At 40.5% G+C, this 23,663-nt stretch carries 19 protein-coding genes; 8 read left to right on the top strand and 11 right to left on the bottom strand.

Annotation, left to right across the window (positions count from 1 at the left end):
- Nucleotides 1-69: 69 nt before the first annotated feature.
- Together HMPREF3208_RS02315 and HMPREF3208_RS02310 are read right to left on the bottom strand one after the other, a co-directional pair.
- Entirely contained in the window at nt 70-2,721 is a 2,652-nt protein-coding gene (locus HMPREF3208_RS02315; protein ID WP_064347049.1) for an HAD-IC family P-type ATPase, read from the bottom strand.
- Nucleotides 2,711-3,412 (bottom strand): hypothetical protein, encoded by a 702-nt coding sequence (locus HMPREF3208_RS02310; protein ID WP_064347048.1) that lies wholly within the window; start codon nt 3,410-3,412, stop codon nt 2,711-2,713. The genes HMPREF3208_RS02315 and HMPREF3208_RS02310 overlap by 11 nt, the downstream gene beginning before the upstream one ends.
- 126 nt (nt 3,413-3,538) lie before the next feature.
- Between HMPREF3208_RS02310 and HMPREF3208_RS02305 the strand changes: the two genes are divergently transcribed.
- Complete coding sequence (locus HMPREF3208_RS02305; RefSeq protein WP_155237232.1) at nt 3,539-3,982, top strand: toxin-antitoxin system HicB family antitoxin; 444 nt, start codon at nt 3,539-3,541, stop codon at nt 3,980-3,982.
- Between the two features lie 60 nt (nt 3,983-4,042).
- Here the strand turns inward: HMPREF3208_RS02305 and HMPREF3208_RS02300 are convergent, their stop codons facing one another.
- On the bottom strand, nt 4,043-4,651 hold the full coding sequence (locus HMPREF3208_RS02300; RefSeq protein ID WP_064347046.1) for a pyroglutamyl-peptidase I: 609 nt from the start codon (nt 4,649-4,651) through the stop codon (nt 4,043-4,045).
- A gap of 356 nt (nt 4,652-5,007) precedes the next feature.
- On the opposite strand from HMPREF3208_RS02300, the gene nox reads away from it, so the two are divergent.
- Together nox and HMPREF3208_RS02290 are read left to right on the top strand one after the other, a co-directional pair.
- Nucleotides 5,008-6,348, top strand: coding sequence for a H2O-forming NADH oxidase (gene nox / locus HMPREF3208_RS02295; protein WP_016637706.1), 1,341 nt, complete (start codon nt 5,008-5,010; stop codon nt 6,346-6,348).
- A 181-nt stretch (nt 6,349-6,529) separates the two neighbouring features.
- Entirely contained in the window at nt 6,530-7,663 is a 1,134-nt protein-coding gene (locus tag HMPREF3208_RS02290; protein WP_064347044.1) for a 4-hydroxybutyrate dehydrogenase, read from the top strand.
- 110 nt (nt 7,664-7,773) lie between these two features.
- Here HMPREF3208_RS02290 and HMPREF3208_RS02285 read toward each other — a convergent pair whose 3' ends face one another.
- Complete coding sequence (locus HMPREF3208_RS02285) at nt 7,774-9,852, bottom strand: YhgE/Pip domain-containing protein (RefSeq protein WP_064347111.1); 2,079 nt, start codon at nt 9,850-9,852, stop codon at nt 7,774-7,776.
- Nucleotides 9,842-10,624 carry an ATP-binding cassette domain-containing protein gene (locus HMPREF3208_RS02280; protein ID WP_064347042.1) on the bottom strand — a complete coding sequence of 261 codons (783 nt, stop codon included), beginning with the start codon at nt 10,622-10,624 and terminating at the stop codon, nt 9,842-9,844. Before HMPREF3208_RS02280 ends, HMPREF3208_RS02285 begins: the two co-directional genes overlap by 11 nt.
- Before the next feature lie 567 nt (nt 10,625-11,191).
- On the opposite strand from HMPREF3208_RS02280, the gene HMPREF3208_RS02275 reads away from it, so the two are divergent.
- On the top strand, nt 11,192-12,532 hold the full coding sequence (locus HMPREF3208_RS02275) for a Na+/H+ antiporter NhaC family protein (protein ID WP_064347040.1): 1,341 nt from the start codon (nt 11,192-11,194) through the stop codon (nt 12,530-12,532).
- Nucleotides 12,533-12,817: 285 nt separating this feature from the next.
- On the opposite strand, the gene HMPREF3208_RS02270 is transcribed toward HMPREF3208_RS02275, so the two are convergent.
- The 4 genes from HMPREF3208_RS02270 to HMPREF3208_RS02255 all read right to left on the bottom strand — a co-directional run bounded on the left by HMPREF3208_RS02270 (nt 12,818) and on the right by HMPREF3208_RS02255 (nt 17,965).
- Nucleotides 12,818-13,366, bottom strand: a complete 549-nt coding sequence (locus tag HMPREF3208_RS02270) for a type IV toxin-antitoxin system AbiEi family antitoxin domain-containing protein (RefSeq protein WP_230953057.1) — start codon at nt 13,364-13,366, stop codon at nt 12,818-12,820.
- Between the two features lie 214 nt (nt 13,367-13,580).
- Nucleotides 13,581-14,390 (bottom strand): nucleoside phosphorylase, encoded by an 810-nt coding sequence (locus tag HMPREF3208_RS02265; protein WP_016637711.1) that lies wholly within the window; start codon nt 14,388-14,390, stop codon nt 13,581-13,583.
- A gap of 211 nt (nt 14,391-14,601) precedes the next feature.
- Complete coding sequence (locus tag HMPREF3208_RS02260) at nt 14,602-15,864, bottom strand: ATP-binding protein (RefSeq protein ID WP_032814807.1); 1,263 nt, start codon at nt 15,862-15,864, stop codon at nt 14,602-14,604.
- Between the two features lie 352 nt (nt 15,865-16,216).
- The gene (locus tag HMPREF3208_RS02255) at nt 16,217-17,965 is read right to left on the bottom strand and encodes an ABC transporter ATP-binding protein (RefSeq protein ID WP_016637713.1); all 1,749 of its coding nucleotides are present in this window, start codon (nt 17,963-17,965) and stop codon (nt 16,217-16,219) included.
- Nucleotides 17,966-18,498: 533 nt separating this feature from the next.
- Between HMPREF3208_RS02255 and HMPREF3208_RS02250 the strand changes: the two genes are divergently transcribed.
- From HMPREF3208_RS02250 to epsC, 4 genes are all read left to right on the top strand, one after another.
- Nucleotides 18,499-18,771, top strand: coding sequence for a type II toxin-antitoxin system Phd/YefM family antitoxin (locus tag HMPREF3208_RS02250; protein ID WP_032814805.1), 273 nt, complete (start codon nt 18,499-18,501; stop codon nt 18,769-18,771).
- A complete protein-coding gene (locus HMPREF3208_RS02245; protein ID WP_016637715.1) occupies nt 18,758-19,084 on the top strand; it encodes a type II toxin-antitoxin system RelE/ParE family toxin in 327 nt (108 codons plus the stop codon). Before HMPREF3208_RS02250 ends, HMPREF3208_RS02245 begins: the two co-directional genes overlap by 14 nt.
- A gap of 736 nt (nt 19,085-19,820) precedes the next feature.
- A complete protein-coding gene (cysK, locus tag HMPREF3208_RS02240) occupies nt 19,821-20,753 on the top strand; it encodes a cysteine synthase A (RefSeq protein ID WP_016637716.1) in 933 nt (310 codons plus the stop codon).
- A 125-nt stretch (nt 20,754-20,878) separates the two neighbouring features.
- Nucleotides 20,879-21,736, top strand: a complete 858-nt coding sequence (epsC, locus tag HMPREF3208_RS02235; RefSeq protein WP_016637717.1) for a serine O-acetyltransferase EpsC — start codon at nt 20,879-20,881, stop codon at nt 21,734-21,736.
- Nucleotides 21,737-21,833: 97 nt separating this feature from the next.
- Here the strand turns inward: epsC and HMPREF3208_RS02230 are convergent, their stop codons facing one another.
- Both HMPREF3208_RS02230 and sstT read right to left on the bottom strand, forming a co-directional pair.
- Nucleotides 21,834-22,256: a GNAT family N-acetyltransferase gene (locus HMPREF3208_RS02230; protein WP_016637718.1), complete on the bottom strand. Its 423-nt coding sequence runs from the start codon at nt 22,254-22,256 to the stop codon at nt 21,834-21,836.
- Nucleotides 22,257-22,349: 93 nt separating this feature from the next.
- The gene (gene sstT, locus HMPREF3208_RS02225; RefSeq protein ID WP_016637719.1) at nt 22,350-23,606 is read right to left on the bottom strand and encodes a serine/threonine transporter SstT; all 1,257 of its coding nucleotides are present in this window, start codon (nt 23,604-23,606) and stop codon (nt 22,350-22,352) included.
- Nucleotides 23,607-23,663: the final 57 nt, after the last annotated feature.

Genomic DNA, 23,663 nt, shown 5'->3' with positions numbered 1-23,663 from the left:
ACGTATCTATTGTAAGCATTCTCAATCTCGCTACGACACACTAATTGCGTTAGAAATATGTTAGATTGTTCACTTCTTGCTTTGTTGAGACAATAAGTTTGCTAAGCTCACGCATACAAACCACAAGAGTACAGCTAAAACAACAGCTACGAGCATTGCAATAAATGCACTTCCTGCAGTCGGCACGTGAAGTTCAAAGAATTTTGCAGTAAACGGTATAAAAGCTCCAGCAACTCCAGCTGCAGCAAATAGCGCAACCATAATCCCCCTCCACGAGCGCAAAGGTTTAGCAACGCTTGCAAGTACGAGTATGCCAAGAACAAATACGATTACGGAACAAATACTACGAGTAGTTGCAAGTGCTTGCACGCTTGAAACAATAAAGCGAGAAGCTTTCAAACTATTTTCTGTATCTTCGTCAAGATTCAATCCCAAAACGCGAGGAGCTATAACAGCAGTAGCGAGCACAGAAGTAGCTATAGCAAATCCGCTAGGAACAGCAAAACGAACAACTCGCTTCAAGAAACCTGGAATGTATCTACGAGTATTAGGAGCAAGAGCGAGCAAAAATGCTGGAATACCAATAGTTAAAGAACCAATATAAGTAATGTGACGAGGCAAATACGGGAAGTGCAACGATAGAAGCACGACTCCTGCAGAAATAAGCGCAGAATATACAGTTTTTACAAGGAACAAGCCAGCCACACGTTCCATATTTGCCATTACTTGCCTACCGCGAGCTACAACATCCGGCAAATGCGAGAATCGTGAATCAACAAGAACCACTTGAGCTACAGCTTTTGCAGCGGGAGCAGCATTGCCCATAGCAACGCCTAAATCAGCTTCTTTAAGAGCCAAAGTATCGTTCACGCCGTCACCAGTCATAGCAACCACATGGCCCTGAGTATGAAGCGCCTGAACAATTGCCTTCTTTTGATGAGGAAGCACACGACCAAGCACATCCACATTTTCAAGCACTTTAGCCAATTCGTTAATATCTTCTGGCAGTTTTCTAGCGTCCATTGCAACAGGCTTGCGATCTCCTGTTAATCCAACTTTTGCAGCAACAGCCGCAACAGTTGTAGGATTATCTCCCGAAATTACACGGCAGCGCACGCCCTGCTCACGGAACCATTCGAGCGTTTTACGCGCATCTTCACGAATACGCTCAGAGCAGCGAACTAAAGCAACAGGCTGAGCAGCGGAGCAAATAGTAGGAGAATCGCCAAAAGTTTTATCTGTTTCTGTGACGCTATTTACTTCGCTATTTTCGACGCTACTTACAGCACTACTTACTTCGCTACTTACTTTCGCAAGAAGCAGAACGCGCTCACCCTGCTCAGCATAAGAATTAACTTTCGCTAAGAGTTCATTGGAATCTACATAATTAATCGCGCTGAGCAATACTTCCGGAGCACCCATATACCAAGTTTCATGCTCTCCACTACTTTGCGCATATTGCACAGCACTCCACTTTCTAGCAGAAGAGAATGGAAGGCGGTTAGATATATGCTCACTAGCTGCGACTCCTTGAGCGCCAAGCCCTTGCATAATTGCAACACCTGTTGCGTTTGGATTTTCTTCGTTTGATAAGTCAAATAAAGCTTGGTTGGTTTGTAAGCTGGTTTGTAAAGATATTTCTGCACTAGTATTATTCAGATTCTCTACGCCAATATTATCTATATTTTCCACACCAACGAATGCAATACCTCCGTCGGTTATAGTGCCAGTTTTGTCCAGATTCAAGCAGTCTACGCGCGCTAAGGTTTCTACAGATTCCAATTCCTGAACTAACGTTTGTTTACGCGCAAGTCGCATAGCAGCCACCGCAAAATTAAGCGAAGTAAGTAACACCAACCCTTCTGGAATCATACCAACAACGCCTGCAACAGCAGAAACAACAGCTCCCCTCCAAGCACCAGTCTGCCAAGCTTCAACAAATCCGCCAACCTTGTGCATTTGAGACCACACAAGTAACACACACAAAGGCACCACAACCATCGTCATATACTTCAAAATCGTGTTAATTCCACGGCTTAAGTCAGAAATTGTTTTGGTATAAACCTTCGCCTGTGCCGCCAATTTTGCCGCATAACTGTGCTCTCCTACGGCAGTAACACGTGTTAAAGCCATTCCAGAAACTGCAGTAGATCCGGAATAAACGTCGTCACCTTTGGTTTTTCGAACTGTAGCAGACTCGCCCGTGAGCATGGACTCATCCATTTCCAAGCCCCACGATTCCAGCACTTCTACGTCTGCCGGAACCTGCTCGCCAGCTCTAAGCCACAAAACATCACCAAGCACAATATCTTTGTGCGCAATCTCAATATTTTCTCCGCCTCTACGCACCATTGCGCGAGCTGCGATCAATATAGAAAGACTATCAAGCGTACGCTTTGCTTTTAATTCAGTCACAATGCCAATTCCAGTATTTACCAGAATTACCGCACCAAAAACAGCATCCTTCCACGAACCAGTTGCAAGCACAACTACCATTGCTGTAAAAATAATCGCGTTAAACAATGTGAACACGTTCGCGCGCACAATATCCATGAAAGAACGCGAAGTCTGCTTAGAAGTAATATTTACGTCTCCGCGAGAAACTGCCTCTGCAACTTCTTCAGTGCTCAATCCAGAAACTTCTACTTTAGGAAGCGCTGCAATGGCGTTATTTTTGCTGCTTTCTGTAGACGCTATTGCATTTTGTTCATTACTTGTCATGTATAATCACTTCCCTACCGTGTGGAGTATTGTCGATTATTGCGCGAACAATGCTGAGCAAAGATGACCGCTCAGGCGCTAAATTATGCGAAATATCCCCAACCCCAACTCGCAATATTGCAGCATATAAAGTTGCGTCTTTGGGTGCTTTTACAGGATTTATTAACGCAACTGGCACTCCAGCGTAACGCACGTATTGCAGCGCTGAAATCCATGCTTCGCTTTCGTTTTGTTTATTGCGCGCGATTTTATTGAGCTGTTTGTTCTCTTTTTTATTGAGTTGATCATTAGCATTATGCGGATCGTCAACGCTTGTTACGTCGAGCGCGTTTATAAGTATTAATGAAACAGGTTGTTCACTTGCAGCGCGAACAGATTGCTGAGCTGCCTCGTTCGGATTATTTATATTTGACACCGACACGTATGAAGCGCTTAAATTCGCCATCTTACACTTTTGGATAATCTCAGCATCGAGAGCTGCTGATCTAGAACCAATTACCAACAAATGAATGTCATTAATATCTATGCCATCGTGAACTATGTCTCCAGCGCGACCAGTATCCCCCACAGCTTTACCCTGCGGCTCGCAAGCACTCAACGTGCCCAGCGCTAAAGCAGTTACGACAGCAGCCGCAAAAATGGTAATAGCGCGTTTAGAAAACATAAGACTTTTATACCACACCTTCACCATAAGTGGCTGTTTTGGGTTATTTTATGCAATTTAACAAATTGTAATACGATAACCCATTGACACCACATATAACACCATTTATACTTTTATGAAACTTTTAAAAATCAGCAGAATATGAAATCAAATATGACTAAAACAAATAAAGCTAGCAAAAATATCACTCACAAAAACAACGCCAAAACACTAACAAATAGAACGCTCAGCTACTACATGTCACTATCGTATAAGCTGGAGATTGTAAAGGATTCAGATGAAGGCGGATTTGTGTCCTACTACCCCGATTTGCCAGGATGCATAAGTTCGGGAGACTCTGAACAAGAAGCAGCAGCAAATGCGCAGGATGCTAAAAAGGCTTGGCTTGAAGCAGCACTTGAAAGTAAAATCAACATAAAAGAGCCGTCTTACCATGAGCTGAATGACTATTCAGGTCAGTTCAAGTTACGTCTTCCTAAAGAATTACACAGGCAGTTGGCTGAGCAATCTCAAGCAGAAGGAATAAGCATGAACCAGTATTGCGTGTATCTTCTTTCGCAAAATAACGCTATCGAACGCGTGCTTGAGCGAGCGTAGAGAATAAAATTTCGGGCTATTCCCCAAAATTTCACACTATTCATTAGTAATTACTTGTAATTATTTGCAATCATCCGTAATTACTTGCAGCGCAATCTCAATACCTCGAAGCATATCAGCTAAACTCATAGAACTCGTACTCGGCTTATCAAGAACCTGCTCAGGCAAATACGGAACGTGAATAAAACCGCTCTTAATTGGCAATTTTTTAGTCTGGCAATAATAACAAACACTGTAAAGCACGTCATTGCATACGTACGCGCCAGCAGAAAAAGACACAGACGCCGGCAATTTTGCTTTATTTAAAGCATCAACTATGTTCACAACTGGCAAAGTCGCTTTATAAGCCACATCACCATCCTGCACAACAGGCTCATACCAAGGCTTATACCCACTATTATCTGGTATACGCGCAGCTCTACAGTTAATGCCAACATACTCAACGTTAAAACAAGCAGAACCACCAAATTGCCCTAATGAAAGCACAGCATTAGGGTGAACTTCCTCTATTTTCTCAATAACTTTTTGCGCACCTTTGTTAAATTCCGTAGGAATCTGCAAACGAACAAGTTCCACACCTTCAGGCGCATGCACTGATTGTGCAATCTCCCACGATGGATTTATAGACTCATTATTAAACGGCGTAAAACCAGTAATCAAAATACGCATCACAATACCCCTTCATACGAATATCACTTTATTAAAACATTAAAACGCATCACAAAAAACTGTACATATGTGAATGTCACTGTATATAAACAGTATACAAACTTCAGGATTCTACTACGTAATTCATGTTCACAAAAAGATTAGTTATAGTCAGATTGTGAAATAACCACACACTCCACACACAACACGCACAAAATCAAAATTGGTAAGACTCGCATTCATGTAATAAGATTGTGCGCTAGATGTGCCATCACGCTGCAGTGTAAATTAAACAAAGTAGTTAATACAGCACATACCATAATTTCAACAGAAATAAACAAAATTAAACTAGATTCAACGACGAAAAGAGATTACCGATGACGAAGATCATTCAGATTGGCGCAAATCACGCCGGCACTGCCTGCGCTAACACCATTTTGAGCTACCCAGGAAACGAGCTTACCATCTACGATCAAAATAGCAATATTTCCTTCCTTGGTTGCGGTATGGCTTTGTGGATTGGCAAGCAGATTCAAAGCAGTGACGGACTGTTCTACCAGAAGCCAGAAGATTTCGTTAAAAAAGGCGCTAAGGTAAATCTTGAAAGCAAAGTTCTTGACATTGATTACGCAAAGAAAGAAGTAACAGTCGAACTTAAAGACGGCACTGTTATTCACGATTCTTACGACAAGCTGATTCTTGCTACCGGCAGCCTTCCAAACAAGCCTCGCATTAAAGGCATTGACTTAGAAAACGTGCAAATGGTAAAGCTTTTCCAGAATGCGCAAACTGTTATCGCTAAGCTTCAAGAACGCGATTTCCGTAACGTCGTGGTTCTTGGCGGCGGCTACATTGGCGTGGAACTTGCTGAAGCCTTCGAACGTCTTGGTAAAAACGTGACCCTTATTGACATGGAAGACCATATCCTTAACGGATACTTTGACCCAGAGTTTTCTAACAATTTGAAGCAAATTATGGAAGATAAGGGCATTAAGTTTGAGCTTGGTCAAGCTGTTGAGGAGATTGTTGGAGACACTGAAGTCAAGGCTGTTAAAACAAGCAAAGGCACTTACGATGCTGATATGGTGATTTGCGCTATTGGCTTCCATCCAAACGTTGCGCTCGGTAAGGATCATTTGAAGCAGTATGCTAACGGCGCTTTCCTCGTTGACAAGAAGCAGCAAACTTCCGACCCGGACGTGTACGCAATTGGCGACTGCGCTACAATCTACGACAACGCTCGAGACCGCGTAAACTACATTGCGCTCGCTACTAACGCCGTTCGAAGCGGCTTGATTGCAGGTCACAACGTTTGCGGAACTCCTGTAGAAACCGAGGGCGTGCAAGGTTCTAGCGCAATGATGATCTACGATTACAAGCTTGTTTGCACTGGCTTGAGCTTGACTGCCGCTCAAAAAGAGGGCATGGACGTTGATTACGTTGATTTTGAGGATACTCAAAAGCCTGCGTTTATGGAAGTTGAGAATCCAAAGGTGAAGATTCGCATCGTTTACAAGAAGGATACGAAGGTCATTGTTGGTTGCCAGTTGGCTTCTAACTACGATATGTCTGCTGCTATTCACCTGTTCTCGCTGGCTATTCAGAAGAAGGTTACTATTAAGGAGCTTGCTTTGTGCGACATCTTCTTCATGCCTCACTTCAACCAGCCGTACAACTACATTACGATGGCTGCTTACACGGCTTTGTTGAAGGGATGATTAATATCTGATTAATCTCTGCTGATTAGCTTCTACTATTAGCTTAAATCGCATTTATTAAACCAAGCAATCTGTTCTATAATGGAGCAGTTGCTTGGTTTTTTAATCATCCGCGCACAAAGCGCGCACACAACGCGCACTATTAGCGTAAGACATGCAAATCAACACAAAGGAGTCTAGGATGAAGCAGCTTTCTATTAAACCAACTATTCACAAGTTTGAAAGTACACGTGACTTTGCGCAAGAATTCAAGCTTGGTAAGGGCGATTTGGTTATTACAAACCAGTACATTTGGGAGCCTTATTTTGGCGATTTGAATCTTGATTGCGACGTGATTTTCCAAGAGCAATACGGCAAAGGCGAGCCTAGCGACGCAATGGTTGATGCGATTGTTAGCGATATTCACACTACTCCAAAGCGCGTGATTGGCATCGGCGGCGGCACTGTTTTGGACATTTCCAAGGTTTGCGCGTTGAAGCAAACAAGCCCACTTGAAGATTTGGTCGACGGCAAGATTCCTGCACAAAAAGGTGCGGATCTTATTCTTGTGCCAACTACTTGCGGCACTGGCTCCGAAGTTACGAACGTTGCCGTATTCTCGCTTACTAAGCGCAACACTAAGAAGGGTTTGGCGAACGATGCTTGCTACGCTACGGACGCGATTCTTATTCCGGAATTGTTAAAGAGCCTGCCTGATTACGTTTTTGCAACCAGCTCTATTGATGCTCTTACGCATTCGATTGAGTCCGCGCTTTCTCCTATTGCAACCGAGCTTACAAAAATGTTTAGTTACAAGGCTTGCGGTCTTATTTTGCAAAGTTATATGCGAGTTGTGAAGGAAGGTAGCAGCGCAAAAAGCCAAGTTGTAAGCGACTTGGTTTCGGCAAGCCTTTACGCTGGCATTGCGTTTGGTAACGCTGGTTGTGGTTGCGTTCACGCGATGGCTTATCCGCTTGGTGGTACTTTCCACGTGGCTCACGGCGAGACGAATGCTGCGCTTCTTACCAGCGTTTTGCGCTATTATGCTAAGCACGATGCTGAAAGCAGCACTAGCGCTGAATACACTGAGCTTTCTGAGCTTTTTGACTTTATGGCAAATATTCTCGAATGCCAAAAAGCGGACGTATTAGACAAGCTTGACGAAGTTCTTAACACGATTCTTCCTAAGCATAAGCTTCACGAGTATGGCATGACCAAAGACATGATTCAAAGCTGGGCTTCAAGCGTTGTTAAAGAACAGCAGCGACTTTTGAAGAACTCCTATATGCATATGGACGAAGATGCTATTGCTGATGTTTACGCATCTACTTTCTAAAGTCGGATAACGTATTTATAAAGTGACTAAATTAAGCAAGCTTCACTAAAAACAATCCCCGCAACCAACAAGAGCTGCGGGGATTTTAATTATCGCGCCTGCATGAACGCTTATGCATCAAGCGTTATTACAGGATGCAAATCAAACATTGTTACAGTACGCTTCATGCGGAAGGCAATGCTTGTTATGGCAATCGCAATAACGCCGAAAAGCACAAGCATTCCAATGCCGGAAACTATTTCACCACTGTTTTTTCCAGCCATTGCTTGACGCAACCCCATAATCGAGTACGTCATTGGCAAGTATGGGTGAACAGCTCTAAAGAATGCCGGCGTCATTTGTACTGGGAACGTTCCTGCAGAGCTTGTTATTTGCAACATAAGTAGCACAATCGCAACTATTCGCCCTGGTACATGGAACACCACCATGATCATTTGCATTATTGCCATAAACATGATGGACGCAATAATTCCAAGACCGTAGAACGCAAGAACGTTGTCAATCTGCAGCTTTAATACCAACTGCACTACGCCCATAAGAATTACAGCTTGCACAATGCCCATAATCACAAACGGCGTAAGGCTAATAAGCGCACTTTTAAGCGGATTCATGCCGTTTAGTATCGCTCGCCTATCCATAACTCTCAAAACAAAGGTTGCCATAAGAGCACCAACCCAAAGGCCGATGGAAATAAAGTAAGGAGCAAAACCAGTTCCATAATTTTCAACGTGCGAATACTCGTGTTCTTCCAAGGAAACTGGCGCGCTCATCATCTTACTTTTTTGCACAATATTGTTGATTTTTCCAGACTTTTGAGCATCTTTAAGCCCGTCATGCAACTTTTTTGCGCCTTCAACTAGTTTTGGAGTATTATCCGATAGCTTCTTAACGCCGGAATTAAGCTGATCAGAACCGTTCACTATTTTCGCAGAACCTTGAGCTGCTACACTCACGCCATTATTTAATTTCTCACTACCGTTACTCACTTGAGTCAAACCGTCAGCAAGCGTATTTGCGCCACCAGCAAGCTGATTTGAACCAACATTAACTTTTTCCATGCCTTGCATAAGAGCGTCAGCGCCGCCCTTTATTTGCAAGCTTCCTGCAGAAAGCCTGTCTGCTCCAGCGCTTAAAGCAGAAAGATTTGTTTCAAGTAGATGAGAATTTTCTCCTAATCCTTCTGCCAAACTTTGCAAATTAGCAAGCACGTCTTCCTTTGTTACTGCTGGGTTTTGCGCTTGCATAAGAAGACCCGCAAGTTTCGTTTTAGTTTCAGCATTTCCAGCTTTAACATGTTCTTCTAATTCGTTGCTTGAAGCTGCAAGCTTTTGAGCTCCTTCATAGAATTCGTCTGTTGCAGCCGATAACCTTTGCGTTCCTTCGCTTAACTGTTGAGCTCCGTTTGCTAAATCTTGCGTTTTTTGTGCAAGATATTGCGCTCCTTCTTTACTGCGAGCATTGGCTTCAGTTAGAGTATTCGCGCCTTTTTGAAGCTCTCCTAATCCGCCTTGAAGTTTTTGCAAAGATTGCGAAAGTTTATTCGACCCATCAGCTAACTTATTTATTCCGCCTTGCAAAGATTTTGAGCCCTTGTGTAACGCACCAGCTCCATTTGCAGCAGAACCAAGAGAATCAGAAGCTGAATTTACTTTCGCAAACATGTGCTCCCAATACTCTTGCGCAATAGCTTCACTTATTTCGCTACGCATAGTATGGAAAGCAGTCTTACCAATTTGCGAAGCCAGCATATTGCTTGCTTGATCATACTTTACGTGAAGTTTTGCTTTAGTTGGAGTATCGTATTGTGCGGAAGCAATGCACTTACTGAAGGAAGCTGGAATAGTTGCTACCATAAAATAATTGCCATTTTTAAGACCCTTATTCGCTTCAGCACTATTTACAAAATTCCACTGGAAACCTTCACTACCATCTTTCTGGTTTTTCAACCGAGTTTTGATTTCGTTGCCAATATTGCGCTTAGCACCATTAATCACAGCACCAGTGTCTTCAACAACAACAGCCACAGGCACAGTGTTTAGCGTCTTGTACGGATTCGTAAACGCCCACAAGTACAGCGATCCGTATAAAAGTGGAATCAAAGCTACGGTTCCAATAACAAGCTTTCGAGCTTTTCCTTTCATTGTGTTGTTAAGCTCACGAAATGCAAGAGCAAAAGTATTAACGCGCATTGTTTTCACCACCATTTGCTTCACGTACACCAAGCTGATTACTAAGCTGTTTGCCAAGCTGATTCTTATTAGCGTCATACACTCGGTTTGTGTTGAGTCTTAAAACTTGATCCGCTTGCTTTTCCAACCCACTTTGCAAAACTGCAACAAGGCAAGAACAGTAATGTTTACTAACGTATGTGCGAATATCTGCAACTAAGCATTCACTTTGCTCACTAGTAAGCTCTGTTTCAACTCCATCAACAAATAACAGCCAAGGCTGTTTTAACAAAGCTAGCGCAATTCCTAAACGCATACGCTCATACGGCGTCAACTCTCCTATTGCTGTTTTGTGAGGAGATACTACTTTCCATTGTGCGAGCACATTGTACGCGTACTGCTGTAGAGCTTCACGGTTTTTTACATCATTCTTGTACTGTTTCAAGAATAGCGGCGAGCGCGCTGCAAGTTTCAGCTCACTCATCAACACTTCTTCTATTGTTTGTGTTTTGTAGAATTCGTTAATTCCACTAAACAAGCCCAAGCCGATGTACTGTCGAGATTTTTGAACTTCACTAGGAATATTCGTATCAACAATGCTCAGTGTTCCACTGGTGAATTTCATGTAACCAGATAGCGCAAGCAGCAAAGCTGATTTCCCAGAGCCATGTTCGCCTGATATTGCAACAATTTGATGAGGTTTAACTGTTAGCGACACATCATGGAATGGTGATCTTCTAAATTTTTGTAGCCCTAATTCTTTAGCTTCTAAAAGCGTTTGATCTTCTTGCATAATTGGTGCGTTTGACGTCGGCAGCTTACAGATACAGCGTAGTATCTTATTGCAGTGCAATGCATATCTTTTTTTACAGTTTACACTGCAGTTGCTTAGATCGTCAGGCATTCCTCCTTACTCTACTTAACTATTTTTTAATTTTTTTAATTTTCAATTTTTGTTTGTTGTTTATTGTTAGATTTTTCGCAATGAGCAAAACAATTTTTAATTTTGCATTGCTTTACCGCTATTTTTCAGCGATAAACTCACGTTGCAATGCTGCAATAAAACGGTGTAAAACCGAACATTTGGTGATTTATCAATTCTTCACCACTAGTACCTTAGCGTACTCTTTTGGGTAAACAATTGTTGAGTTACTCTAATTTTTTTATTTAATTGTTTATATTTTATATTTACTTAAGAAACAAGTTGTAAACACTTCCATGCTATATTGTCTTTAATTACTAAATGTAAGAAATACATATGTAAGAATACATATGCAAAAACGCAAACCTAAGCAATACGAAATAAAACGTATTGCTTCAAACAATATATTAAATTCAAGCATTTAAAGGGGTGAACGGCATGCTAAGTTTGCAAATTTTAAATATTATATTTAATCCGGTTATTGTGTCGGTTGTAGTGCTATGCGCACTTAGTCTTGCAAAACTTAATGTTTTGCTATCAATGATAGTAGCTTGCGTTGCAGGTGGCATTGCCGGCCATCTTCCGCTTTTTGGAGATGGGAATCACACGATTATGGCGTTGCTTTGCGACGGTTTTTCTACTAACGCACAAACTGCACTCGCCTACATTTTACTTGGTACTTTTGCGGAAGCAATTACAGCAACTGGTTTGGCTCAAATTATTTCTAAAAAAATTAGCAAAATTATTGGAACTAACAAATTCATTCTTCTTGCTGTTTTAACAGTAATTGCGTGCATGTCTCAAAACATTGTTCCAGTTCACATTGCTTATATTCCTATTCTTATTCCGCCGATTTTGCAAGTTATGAACAAACTTAAGATTGATCGCCGAGCCGCTGCCTGCTGCACCGCTTTTGGTCTTGAAGTTCCATACATTGCTATTCCATTTGGATTTGGCCTAATTTTCCAAACTGTTATTGCTACGAATCTTTCTAAAAACGGCATGAAGGTTAGTGTTGCAGACGTTAGTGCTGTTAACTGGTATTTGGGTGCTGCAATGCTTGCAGCCTTACTGTTCGCAGTTTTTGTGCTATACCGCAAGCCTCGCGAATATGAAACCACGCAAGCGGATACTCGTGCTGCGGACGCTGTTGTTGGCCCTCTTACTAAAGCACATTACGTAACTATTCTTGCAATTATTGTTGTTGTAGTAGTGCAAGTTATTAGTAAGGATCTTTCGCTTTCTTCTCTTGCAGGTCTTGCAACCATGATTATTTTTGGCGCAATAAAGTGGAACGACATCGACAAGCAGCTTATGGGTGGCGTAAAGCTTATGGGTCTTATTGCTTTCGTAATGCTGATTGCTGGCGGCTACGCTAATGTGATTCAAGCAACTGGTGGGGTTGATGAACTTGTACATATAGGCGTTACTGCCATGGGACAAAACAAGTTAATTGCTGCTTTTGTAATTACGATTATTGGCTTGCTAGTCACTATGGGTATTGGTACTTCGTTTGGTACAGTTCCTATTCTTGCGGTTTTGTTCGTGCCACTCTGCCAGAGCATTGGTTTTAGCACTCCTGCAACGATTCTTCTTATGTCTTCAGCTGCAGCTCTTGGCGACGCAGGTTCTCCTGCTTCCGATACCACGCTTGGACCTACTGCCGGCTTAAACGCGGACGGTCAGCACAGTCATATTTGGGATACTTGCGTTCCAACATTCCTTATTTTCAACATTCCGCTTATGATTGCTGGCATTGTTTTGTCGCAGTTTATTTAGCAGATTATTTTGGTAAACACAGCAAGTAAAAACGAAAATAACTAATAACGAAAATAACTAATAAACGCCAGTAGAGTTAAAAATAAACTTTACTGGCGTTTATTTTTAAATCCCAATCAACCAATCACAAATCAGTCAATCCAAAAGTAGCCAATCGCTGCAAATCTGCAGTTAATAGACACTAGCGCATGACTACGTTAGACGCATTAATACACGAGGATCTGCGTTATTTTGTTCGGCGAGGTTTTTGATTCTACCTCTTATTTGCGCATCAGTTAAATTCACTTATAGTAACACCTCAAAATACTTGCGAACAACATTGTTTACTCTAAAAAGTTTCGCATACTCCATTAACAAATTGAGATCTTTGTCTGGTCTAGCAATATAGGATTTCAAGATTGTATTAAATTCTTGAATTTCAATTAAATTTCTGCTTCTAAACGCGTCACAGACAGTTCTTTCGAGATTATACATTGGCACTTTATTACCGAGATTATCCGTGACTAAAATCTTTCCAACTTCAAGCAATTCCTTTTTTACGCTATAAACTTTCACATTGCACGATGCTTTCAGTCGGTGAGCATTAAAACCACTATAAACAGTAATAGTGTGAGTAATTGGCTCCATATCAACTAATCCATGATAAAAGAAAGCTTCGTCGTGAGAAAAAACAGCGGATGGTGAACGCTTATGAATAAGGAGCAACTCATCTACCCACGAGTCTTTAGACGCATATATTCCACCGCTTAACTGTTCTAGTTCATTATCTTTAACAAATTTATAAAACTTGTATTTTGACAGTCCGCAAGATTTTGCTTCTTTTAAAGTAACCATATTGCTACCATTAGCGTTTAATAATGTAGTGATAATAGTCACCGTCCTTTCGTGCATATATTGTAAATTATATTAGCACGATTGGATGAATTATATTAAATTTTACTATTACGATTACTATCATGATTATGCTGATAGGATTCTGCGATTACAGCACAACAATACTTAATGACACGTTTACGCTGATTCAACATGTAATATCAGCATAAACGCATCAAATACGCAACGCTGCTTCAATACAAAGCTCAAGCGCATACGCTTTAGAGTCCCCACCCCAATTACGCTCATCATAATTTTCAACATCGTGCAAAGTATCTGCAGTGTAAAGAATTTCACCCCAAACAATCCCGCGCATTTGTGCACATGCAGCTAAAGCAGAACACTCCATTTCAACAACCGCGCATCCCTCCTGCTTACGACTAGCAACTTTCGTCTTAGTCTCACGAAAAAACCCATCCGTAGTCCACGTTTTAACTTCATGATAAGGCAAATTATGCGCCTGCAAAGTTTGCAAAATAGCACGCCTTGAACGCTCTGAAACATCAACATAACGACTTGGAGGCAAATAATGATAAGAAGTCCCCTCATCCCTTAAAGCTTTATACGGAACCAGAAAAACGTTTTCCGCATAATCAACTAGCGATCCGCAAGAACCAGCACTAACAACTTCGCTAACACCGTAAGAAATCAACCAATCTAAGATCTGAACAGCGGCAGGAGCGCCAACTGGAGCCTGCACTAAGCAGATTTTTTGCGTTTCTTCTTCTACTTCGCTGCCTGTATTTTCTCTTACTGCATTTCCTACTTTTTCTTCCAAAACATATATCGGATATACTTTAGTTGCAGATTCAAAATTTGCTACAATCGTAGCTTTTCTACTTAAAGCATACTGATCAATTTCATCGCCCAAGAAAGCAAAAACCGCTTTAGATGGAAGCTGAACAGAAATATTATCGTGATTTGGCATTAAAACTGCGCTTTTATCGGAATCATACTCTAAAATCGGTAAATCATATTCTGCCATACAATCAGCTCCTCCATACGATCAGCTCCATCCTACAAGCAACTCAATCCTATGTACCAGCACGCACATTATCGTACAAAAATCACAAAGTAGCCAATCACTGCAAATCTGCACTTAATGACCACTAAGTCAAACAGAGACACTAACACAGAAGGAAAAACTACTCCTAATGGTTACTAGCACCAGCTCAGGTGTAAAAAATCGCAATGCCTTACTTATAAATAGTTTCAGGATTAAGAAGGAAATTCAGCAATCCCAATACAAGAACGCCTTCCTCAGTATGCCAAGGCTTTACGCTCCCACCAACAAGAATAATCTTACGGAACGCATCACTAATATTCATCAAAGATTTCTCTTCTTGCAACGTCTTCTCTCTAGTAGGTAGCGCAAGCGCAGATTGAATATAAAATCTTTGATCTGCCATATTTACAACAAAATCAACTTCCGTTTGTTTGCGAACTGATTTACCATTTTTATTCACTTCACTAACTTGCACACTACCAACATCCACCTTGTAACCAAGACGTTTTAACTCGTTGTAAATAACATTTTCCATTATGTGAGTTTCTTCCATCTGCCTAAAGCCGAGAAGCGCGTTCCTTACGCCAAGATCCGTAAAATAATACTTCACAGGACTACCTATATACTTCCTGCCTTTAATGTCATATCGAATAGCGCTCTCTAAAAGGAATGAATCTTCTAGATAAGAGATATATCTCTCAACAGTCGTTCTTGTAGTCGAAACCTGTGAAACAGATTTAAACGTTTGAACGATTTTTCTAGTGCTAGTTAAAGCTCCAATAGAAGAAGCGATTACTCTAGTAACATCATCAAGTTCACTTCTTTTTCGTATTGCATGACGGTCAAGAATATCTCTTTTATAAGTGTTTTCAAAAACTGATTGAAGGAACTCGCGTTTTTGCTCATCGCTTTCCATTAAAACAACTTGAGGAAGACCGCCAAATCTCCAATATTCTTCCCAAGCATCCCGCTCATCCTCTTCACGAACAGACATGAATTCAGAAAACGAAAGAGGATAAATTCTAATCTGATCGCTTCTTCCTCTAAACTCTGTAACGATATCCGACGAAAGGAATTTAGAATTACTACCGCTAACGTAAACATCTAGATTACTGATATGCAAAAAACTATTAAGCACATCTACAAAATCATCCATCATTTGAACTTCATCAATAAACAGATAGTATGTCTTATCGTCTTTCAGAAGCTCATCAATATGTGCAAGAATATTATCAGGATTACGCAAGTCCTTATTTCTTCTATCGTCCAATGCTATGCGAATAATATGATCATCTTCTACACCATCCGCAATCAAATGGTCATAAAATAGTTTCATTAAAATATACGTTTTACCACATCTACGCATGCCGGATATTACCTTGATAAGACCATTATTTTTCGTCGAATCGAGCTTTTGAATATAATAGTCTCTCTTTATTTCTTTAACAGGCATATCTAGCATCCTTTCAATAAGTATTGTGCAAACGTGCTGTGGCACAAAGCTCTTATTTCTATGCAAATATTTCCGCAAGCACTGCGACAAAGTATGCATAAGTGACCGAATCAAGATTAGCCAATTGTAAAGTGGACAATCCAAGATCAGCCAACCACAAAGTAGCCAACCACAAAGTGGCCAATCGCTGCAATTTTGCACTTGATGGCTACTATTATAATCTGGATAATTTAAACTCTCAATATCTCAAAGTAGCCAATCGCTGCAAATTTGCACCTAATGGCCACTAACACTGGCTCAGGATCTATTGCGCTAAATTGCTCAGCACATTTCAACAAGCCAGTCAACATCCTCACATAGACACAGTGTAAAGCGAGTAGAAGTAAGCTTTCTGATTCATAAGGTCCTCAAAGCTTCCGCGCTCAATAAGTTCGCCGCTTTTCATCACAAGAATCTCATCATATTGCTTAAGCGAATTAGCATCCAAGCGGTGAGTTACCACAAGTCGAAGAATTCCTTGCAAATCCAGAATAGACTGCGTTACGTTCGCGCTCGTCTCGTTATCTAACGCACTCGTTGCCTCATCAACCAACAGAATCTCGGACTTTTTAAGCAAGCTTCGCGCAATAGCAATACGCTGCTTTTCGCCGCCAGAAAGATGACTACCATTCTCGCCACACTGATAATCCTTGCCTTTAGCAGCAATCAAATCATCCAAACCAGCCAAGTGAATCACGCGATTAACTTCCGCATTCGGGAACGGCTTAAAAAGCGTAATATTATCTAAAATCGAAGCATCAAACATAAACACAGACTGCTGCATAAGAGTAGTCTTATCGTAAAGCGAACTCTTGCTTACATTGCTAAGCTCGTGATTATTCAGCTTCACACTACCTTCATAATCCTTGTAGTATCCCATAAGCAGATTAATCAAACTACTCTTACCAGCTCCAGAAGGTCCTACTATTGCATAAGATTTTCCAGCTTGCAAAGTTAGATTTACATTTTTCAAAACTTTATGATCCGCATCATAAGAATACGAAACATCTCGCAAAACAACACTTTTAATAGAATCGTCAATAATCTCGCCAGAATCTTCCTTAGCGTTACTCATATAATCAGCCATCTTACTAATAAGCCTCTTAGCACCCTTCATCTCGCCAAGCATTTGCGGAAGAGTTGCAATAGGCTGAAGAACGCCATTCATCAAATTAGTGAAAGCTAAAACCATGCCAGCAGTAATAACGCCAACATGAGCGTTAACCATCCAAGCACCAACAAGCATCACGCCAAGCTGAGTCCCAAGACTTGAAATCGTGCCAAGAGCAGAAACAGTAGTCATCGTTTTTTCGCGAAGATTCTTCGTATGCTCAAGCTCCATCGACTGATTCTTGTAGCGATCAATAACCTCCTGCTCCGCCTTAAAACTCTTAATAACTGAAACTCCGTTCAAAACATCCTTCGTTAAAGCAGTGTAAGACTCATTCGACTTAGAAACCTGCTCCTCTCGAGTGGCAATTCCGCTAGCTGTAAGAATTGAGCACGCCATAGGAAGCACAGAAATAATAAGAGCAATAACAGTGAGCAGCGGACTATAGTAAATCATAAGAGCCAGCGAACTTACAAGCATAAGAACGTCTTGAGCAAAGTCAAAAATCTTCTTCAAATACTTTTCTTGAATACGCTCGCAATCATTAGTAAGTACAGAAAGATACGTGCCGGAATTCGCAAGCGAAAAATCACTATAACTCTTCTTTAAAAGCTTCTTAATAACAGACTCTTTATACTGATTCATTGCTTTTTCAAGAAAGCGAGGGTACGCACTGCGCTTCAACGCAAAAATCAGGGAGATTACCAGCATAAAGGAAGCGACAAGCAGCAAAATAGTAGTTAAAGAGAAGGCTCCTTTGCCAGACATATAGTCGAAAATAATTTGCAAAAGCCAAGAAATAGCAGTGAAAATCATAGACAAGGCAATAAAAACTATCATCGAAAGAAAAGCTACAAACTTGTTTTCTTTGAAAAATAGTTTTACGTAATTTTTTACGTCGGGATGCAGTGTGGATGATTGCTGATTTGCCGCGTTGTCAGTTTTACTCATTCTCGCTACCTCTCACTTCCTTTATATCTATACTATTTCTACTATCTCTTCTCTAATAGCATTTTCGCAGCTAGCATCTTCATAAGCTATTTGCTTATTCACTCGCTACAAAGCATTGAAAGCTACACTATCATACTTATCCTGATTGGTCATGCTTATCTACTTGACAACACATATAAATGCTTAAACACACTTATACATAATGCTTGCTAGAAATAATAAGCATAGAGTTAAAAAAAAATCAAATTAAAACGCTGATCTCATATGTAATATCAGCATAAACGTATCAAATGCGCAAACCAACAACAAAGTAGCCAATCACTGCAAATTTGCAACGATTGGCTACTAGCATTATGGAAATCAAACAATCAAAGTCAATAATCTAAAGAAATAATCATATAATATCTTTATATTACATTAAACTATGTTGATAATTTATTTATATACATAAAGCAAACTAGATAAGCTCATTCAAAAAAATAATAAAATAGCCAAAAATAACGAAATAACAATCATCTCAAAGGACTCGCACGATGCCAACTATTAAGTCAAGCACAGATTTACGCAATAACTACAACGAGATATCAACATTCTGTCACGAAACAAAAGAGCCAGTTTTCATTACAAAAAACGGTCGCGGAGACTTAGCTGTAATGAGTATTGACTTATTCAACAAGTTCATGAGCAAATATGAACTGTACAGGTCACTCTCTCAAAGCGAGTCTGATTTTAGTAACAATCGCACATTATCTTTTGAAGAATCAATGCGAAGCTTAAGAGAAGAACTCAACAATGGCGCAAAATAACCAAAAATACGCAATAATCGTTTCGCAAAGTTACCACAAAGATTTGCAAGACATAGTTCATTACATTGCGCACAATCTAGACTCACCAATTACAGCAGCCGAATTCCTCGATAACGTAGAAGCCACTGTTTCAAACCTATCAACAATGCCGTATCGATACAGACTGGCGAACGATGATTACCTAAGTAGCAAAAACTTTAGAAGATGTTTCGTTAAAAAATATGTAATCTTCTATAAAATTTGCGAAGAGAACAAAACAGTTATGGTGCATAGAATACTTCATGCTAGACAAAACTGGGTTGACATACTGTAAGTTAAAGTTATTGAGATACGCACATGTCAGTGAGATATACATCTGCTATTGAGATACGCATCTAATAAATACCAGTGAAGATTTTGCCGTTTGCGGCAATTTTCTTCACCGCCTTAAAGTAGCCAATCTCTGCAATTTTGCACCTAATGACCACTAGTGCCAAACAGAGACACTCACGCAGCGCGCAAACTGCATTAATGTCCGAAGATAGACAAAATGAGACAATAACGCAGAACGCAATCTGCACCAGTGCCCCAAAACAGCCAGAATCAGACACTCACGCAGAAAAAGTAGTACAAATCAAAGTTTGACAAACACAAATCCATTCGCTATAGTCTTCACTTATCACCATTTCGACGAGTAAAGGAGTGCACATGTATCATACAAATATGATGACAAATTGTTGTTGTAACGTATGCTGTTGCGCATTTCTTAATCGAAATGATGTTTTCAAGCACTGACTGTGCATAACATCTAGCCTGTGTTAAAAGCATTTACGTTAAAACACAGCAAATTACGATTCAAGAAACAGCGCGCTGTTTCTTTTTTTATGCCAAAATTCGAATATAAAATGTTAAAAAATAAAAATTGATACGGATTAAATATTAAAACGAATAAATGGCATCGTTAGAAACAACTAATAAGCAATAGTCGCTTTATTAATAAAAATTATTTTTAAAAAATTAAAAACAAACAAAATTAAACAAAACAAAACAAACAAGTAAGGGGAAATATTATGTCTAACATCTACCAGTCCGTGCAAGAACTCGTAGGTCACACTCCACTTCTGGAGCTTACTCACATTGAAAAAGAGCACAATCTTCAAGCAAAAATCCTCGTAAAACTCGAATACTTCAACCCAGCAGGTTCCGTAAAAGACCGCATCGCAAAGCAGATGATTGAAGAAGCAGAAGCCGCAGGAACTCTCAAACCAGGCTCAGTAATTGTTGAGCCAACTTCCGGAAACACAGGTATTGGTCTTGCAATGATATCTCAAACAAAAGGATACAAAAGCATTATCGTCATGCCAGAAAGCATGTCTATTGAACGCCGAAAACTTATGAAAGCATACGGAGCTGAACTCGTGCTCACCCTAGCTGCAGAAGGAATGAAAGGCGCAATTGCCAAGGCGAAAGAAATCGTTGAAAACACGCCAAACGCGTGGACTCCAGGACAATTTACCAACCAAGCAAATGTGCACGCACACTACAACACAACCGGCCCAGAAATTTGGCAAGACACTGACGGAAACGTGGATATTCTTATCGCTGGCGTTGGAACTGGCGGCACGATCACGGGTACTGGCACATATTTAAAGGAGCAAAATCCGCATCTTGAAGTAATCGCAGTAGAGCCAGCCGACTCCCCTGTGCTCGCAGGCGGCAAGCCAGGAGCACACAAGATTCAAGGAATCGGCGCAGGATTCGTGCCAGATGTGCTCAACCAAAACATTTACGATCGCATTGTTCATGTAACAAATGAAGACGCAATCGAAAGTGGTAAGCTTATAAGCAAAAAGGAAGGCGTGCTCGTAGGTATTTCTTCCGGAGCTGCAGTTTGGACAGCAATCCAAGAAGCAAAAAGAGAAGAAAATGCGGGCAAAACTATCGTTGCAATACTGCCAGATTCCGGAGATCGATACTTGTCTACCGCATTATTTGAAGACTAAATACCTTTAGGAGAACTACTATAAGCACACAAGTTTTGATTAAATAATAAATGACAATATTAGTTAGTAATCAAAACTAGAAAATAAGAAGAAATAAAGAAAATAAAAATACTGGAGATTAATGTATGAATGAGCATCTTGACCTTATAAGCAAACTCAACTCAATTCATGATTCTGACATAAGGCAAGCTACATTCATACCTAACTATCACAATATTATTGCGCTCATACATGCGACTCAGGTGTTACTTTTGCCTGAGTTGCATGTGCGCAATGAAAGCAATAATACTACGCAACTCAACGCTAGTTTGAATAATAACGCTAGTTTGTATACCGTTACTTCAAACGCACTAGACACTATAGAACGCATTATATTCCACGAACTTCAATCCTACACAAACGACGCAGTTAAAATTCGAGAAATTTGCGATCAATTTATAAATACTCTTCCTACAATTAAAAAGTTACTTTTAACAGATATTCAAGCCATATACGAAGGCGATCCTGCTTGCACAAGCAAAGTAGAAGTAACACTCGCATACCCAGGTTTTTATGCAATGCTTATTCACCGCACAGCTCATGCACTCTACGAACTTAACGTACCGCTAATTCCTAGACTTATGAGCGAATATGCACACAGAAAAACCGGAATCGACATTCATCCAGGCGCGAAAATTGGCGCATATTTTTGCATTGATCACGGAACCGGCATTGTAATCGGCGAAACAACTGTAATCGGCGAGCATGTTAAGCTTTACCAAGGCGTAACGCTGGGTGCAAAAAGTTTTGCGCTAGACGAGGATGGAAATCCTGTAAAAGGCGGAAAGCGCCACCCTAATATTGGTGACAACGTAGTAATTTACGCAAACGCAACAATCTTAGGCGGCGAAACCACAATTGGCAGCGGAAGCATAATCGCAGCAAATGCGTGGATTAACCGAAGCATTCCTGCCAACACAACCTACCACTTTCCTAAAGCCTAATGCGCACTAAAAATGCTGATTCCACTTCTACTATTTCGCTATTTCGCTATTTTCGCTATTTTGCTATTCCTTACCCAATAGTGATAAAACGACTGTATCATGTTCTGTCTTTTATAAAACCGCAGCAATCGATTTCTGAAAACTCAATAAAACCAGCTGATTTATAAAAAGCAATAGTTTTTTCAGTACAATCCGTGGTCAATTGGATTTGACGAACATGAGGATAACGATCCACAATCGCCTTTAACAAAGCAGACCCTATCCCCTGCCTTTGATACTCAGGCAAGACAAGAATATCCTGAATAAAAACAACCGTATACCCGTCACCAACAGCCCTAACAATGCCAACTAGCTCATCATTTTTATATGCAGCTAAAACCTTGAGTGAATTGTTAAAACCATGTTCCAAAGCGACTAAATCATCTGTATACGCAGACCAGCCAACGGAATCATACAGCCTTAAAATATCTTTGCTATTATACTTTTCGTACTCTTTTATTTGCACGTCTGCTAAATTCATTTACAATAACACCCCACAAAATATAGCAAAAAGCGCACGCTCATAAAACGCATAAACGTAAGAACGTGCACTAAGAAGAATACTTAACAACAGCTACTTTTTAAGCTGCACAGTCTCGTGATCCTTACCCATTACAAATTTAAGACCCGCATGCTGCCACATGCGATATTCGCCAACTGCTGTAAAGAGAACATCTGTGGAAGAATTAAGTGCAGTTTCGCAAGAATCTTGAATAACGCCAATAATAAGACCGATAGCAACTACCTGCATAGCAATATCGTTTGAAATACCAAACGACGAGCATGCAAGAGGTATAAGCAAAAGCGAACCACCTGCTACACCAGATGCACCTGCAGCAGAAACTGCAGAAAGTACAGATAAAATCACAGCCGTTGGAATATCAACGTAAATACCAAGTGTATGCGCAGCACACAAAGCCATAATAGAAATCGTTATAGCAGCTCCACTCATATTAATAGTTGAACCAAGCGGTATCGAAACAGAATAATTGTCTTTGTTAAATCCAAGCTTTTCACACAAATTCATATTTACAGGAATATTCGCAGCAGAAGAACGCATGAAGAACGCTGTGACACCCGAATCACGCAAAGTTCTAAAAACAAGAGGATACGGATTCTTGCGAGTAAGAAGGAAGACCAAAATAGGATTAACAATCAGAGCAACAACAGCCATTGTGCAAACTAACAAGGCAATAACGGAACCATACTCACTAAAAATGCGAAGACCATTGCTTGCCACTGTTGTATACACAAGACCCATGATGCCAAAAGGTGCTGCATTAATAATCCAGTGAACAATTTTTCCAATAGCAGACGAAACATTATCGAAGAATGCTTTGGTAGAAGGTTCAGCTAAGCGAAGGGCAACACCAAACGCAATTGCCCAGAAAAGAATGCCAATAAAGTTACCCTTAGCAAGGGCATCTACCGGATTGACAACAATATTTAACACAAGAGAATTAAGAACTTCACCGATTCCTTGAGGAGACGGCGAAGATGCTGCTTCAACATGCGCAAAAGTGAAATTAACAGGGAAAATCATAGCCGCACATACAGCTACAAGGCTTGCAGTAAACGTAGATAGCGCGTACAACACGATTACGAGCCTCATGTTGCCAACACTTTTTGCTTTCGCCAGCGCGCCAATCACCAAGCAAAACACCAAAATCGGAGCAACAGATTTAAGTGCGCTCACAAATAGCTTTCCCATAAGATCAAGCACATAAACGTGAGCAGGCACAAAAATACCAAGTGCAGCACCGAGAAAAAGACCAATGACAATGCGCAGAATAAGGTCAATACTATTCCACTTTTGAATAATCTTGTGCATAAGAGTCTCCTGTATTATAAGTTGTGCAGAATATTTTATACTCTTTTATTTGTATTT

It is taken from the genome of Gardnerella vaginalis, from assembly GCF_001546485.1.
Taxonomy (GTDB): domain Bacteria; phylum Actinomycetota; class Actinomycetes; order Actinomycetales; family Bifidobacteriaceae; genus Bifidobacterium; species Bifidobacterium vaginale_D.
Note: the sequence above shows the minus strand (reverse complement) of the source record. Positions and strands in the feature narration are given on the sequence as shown.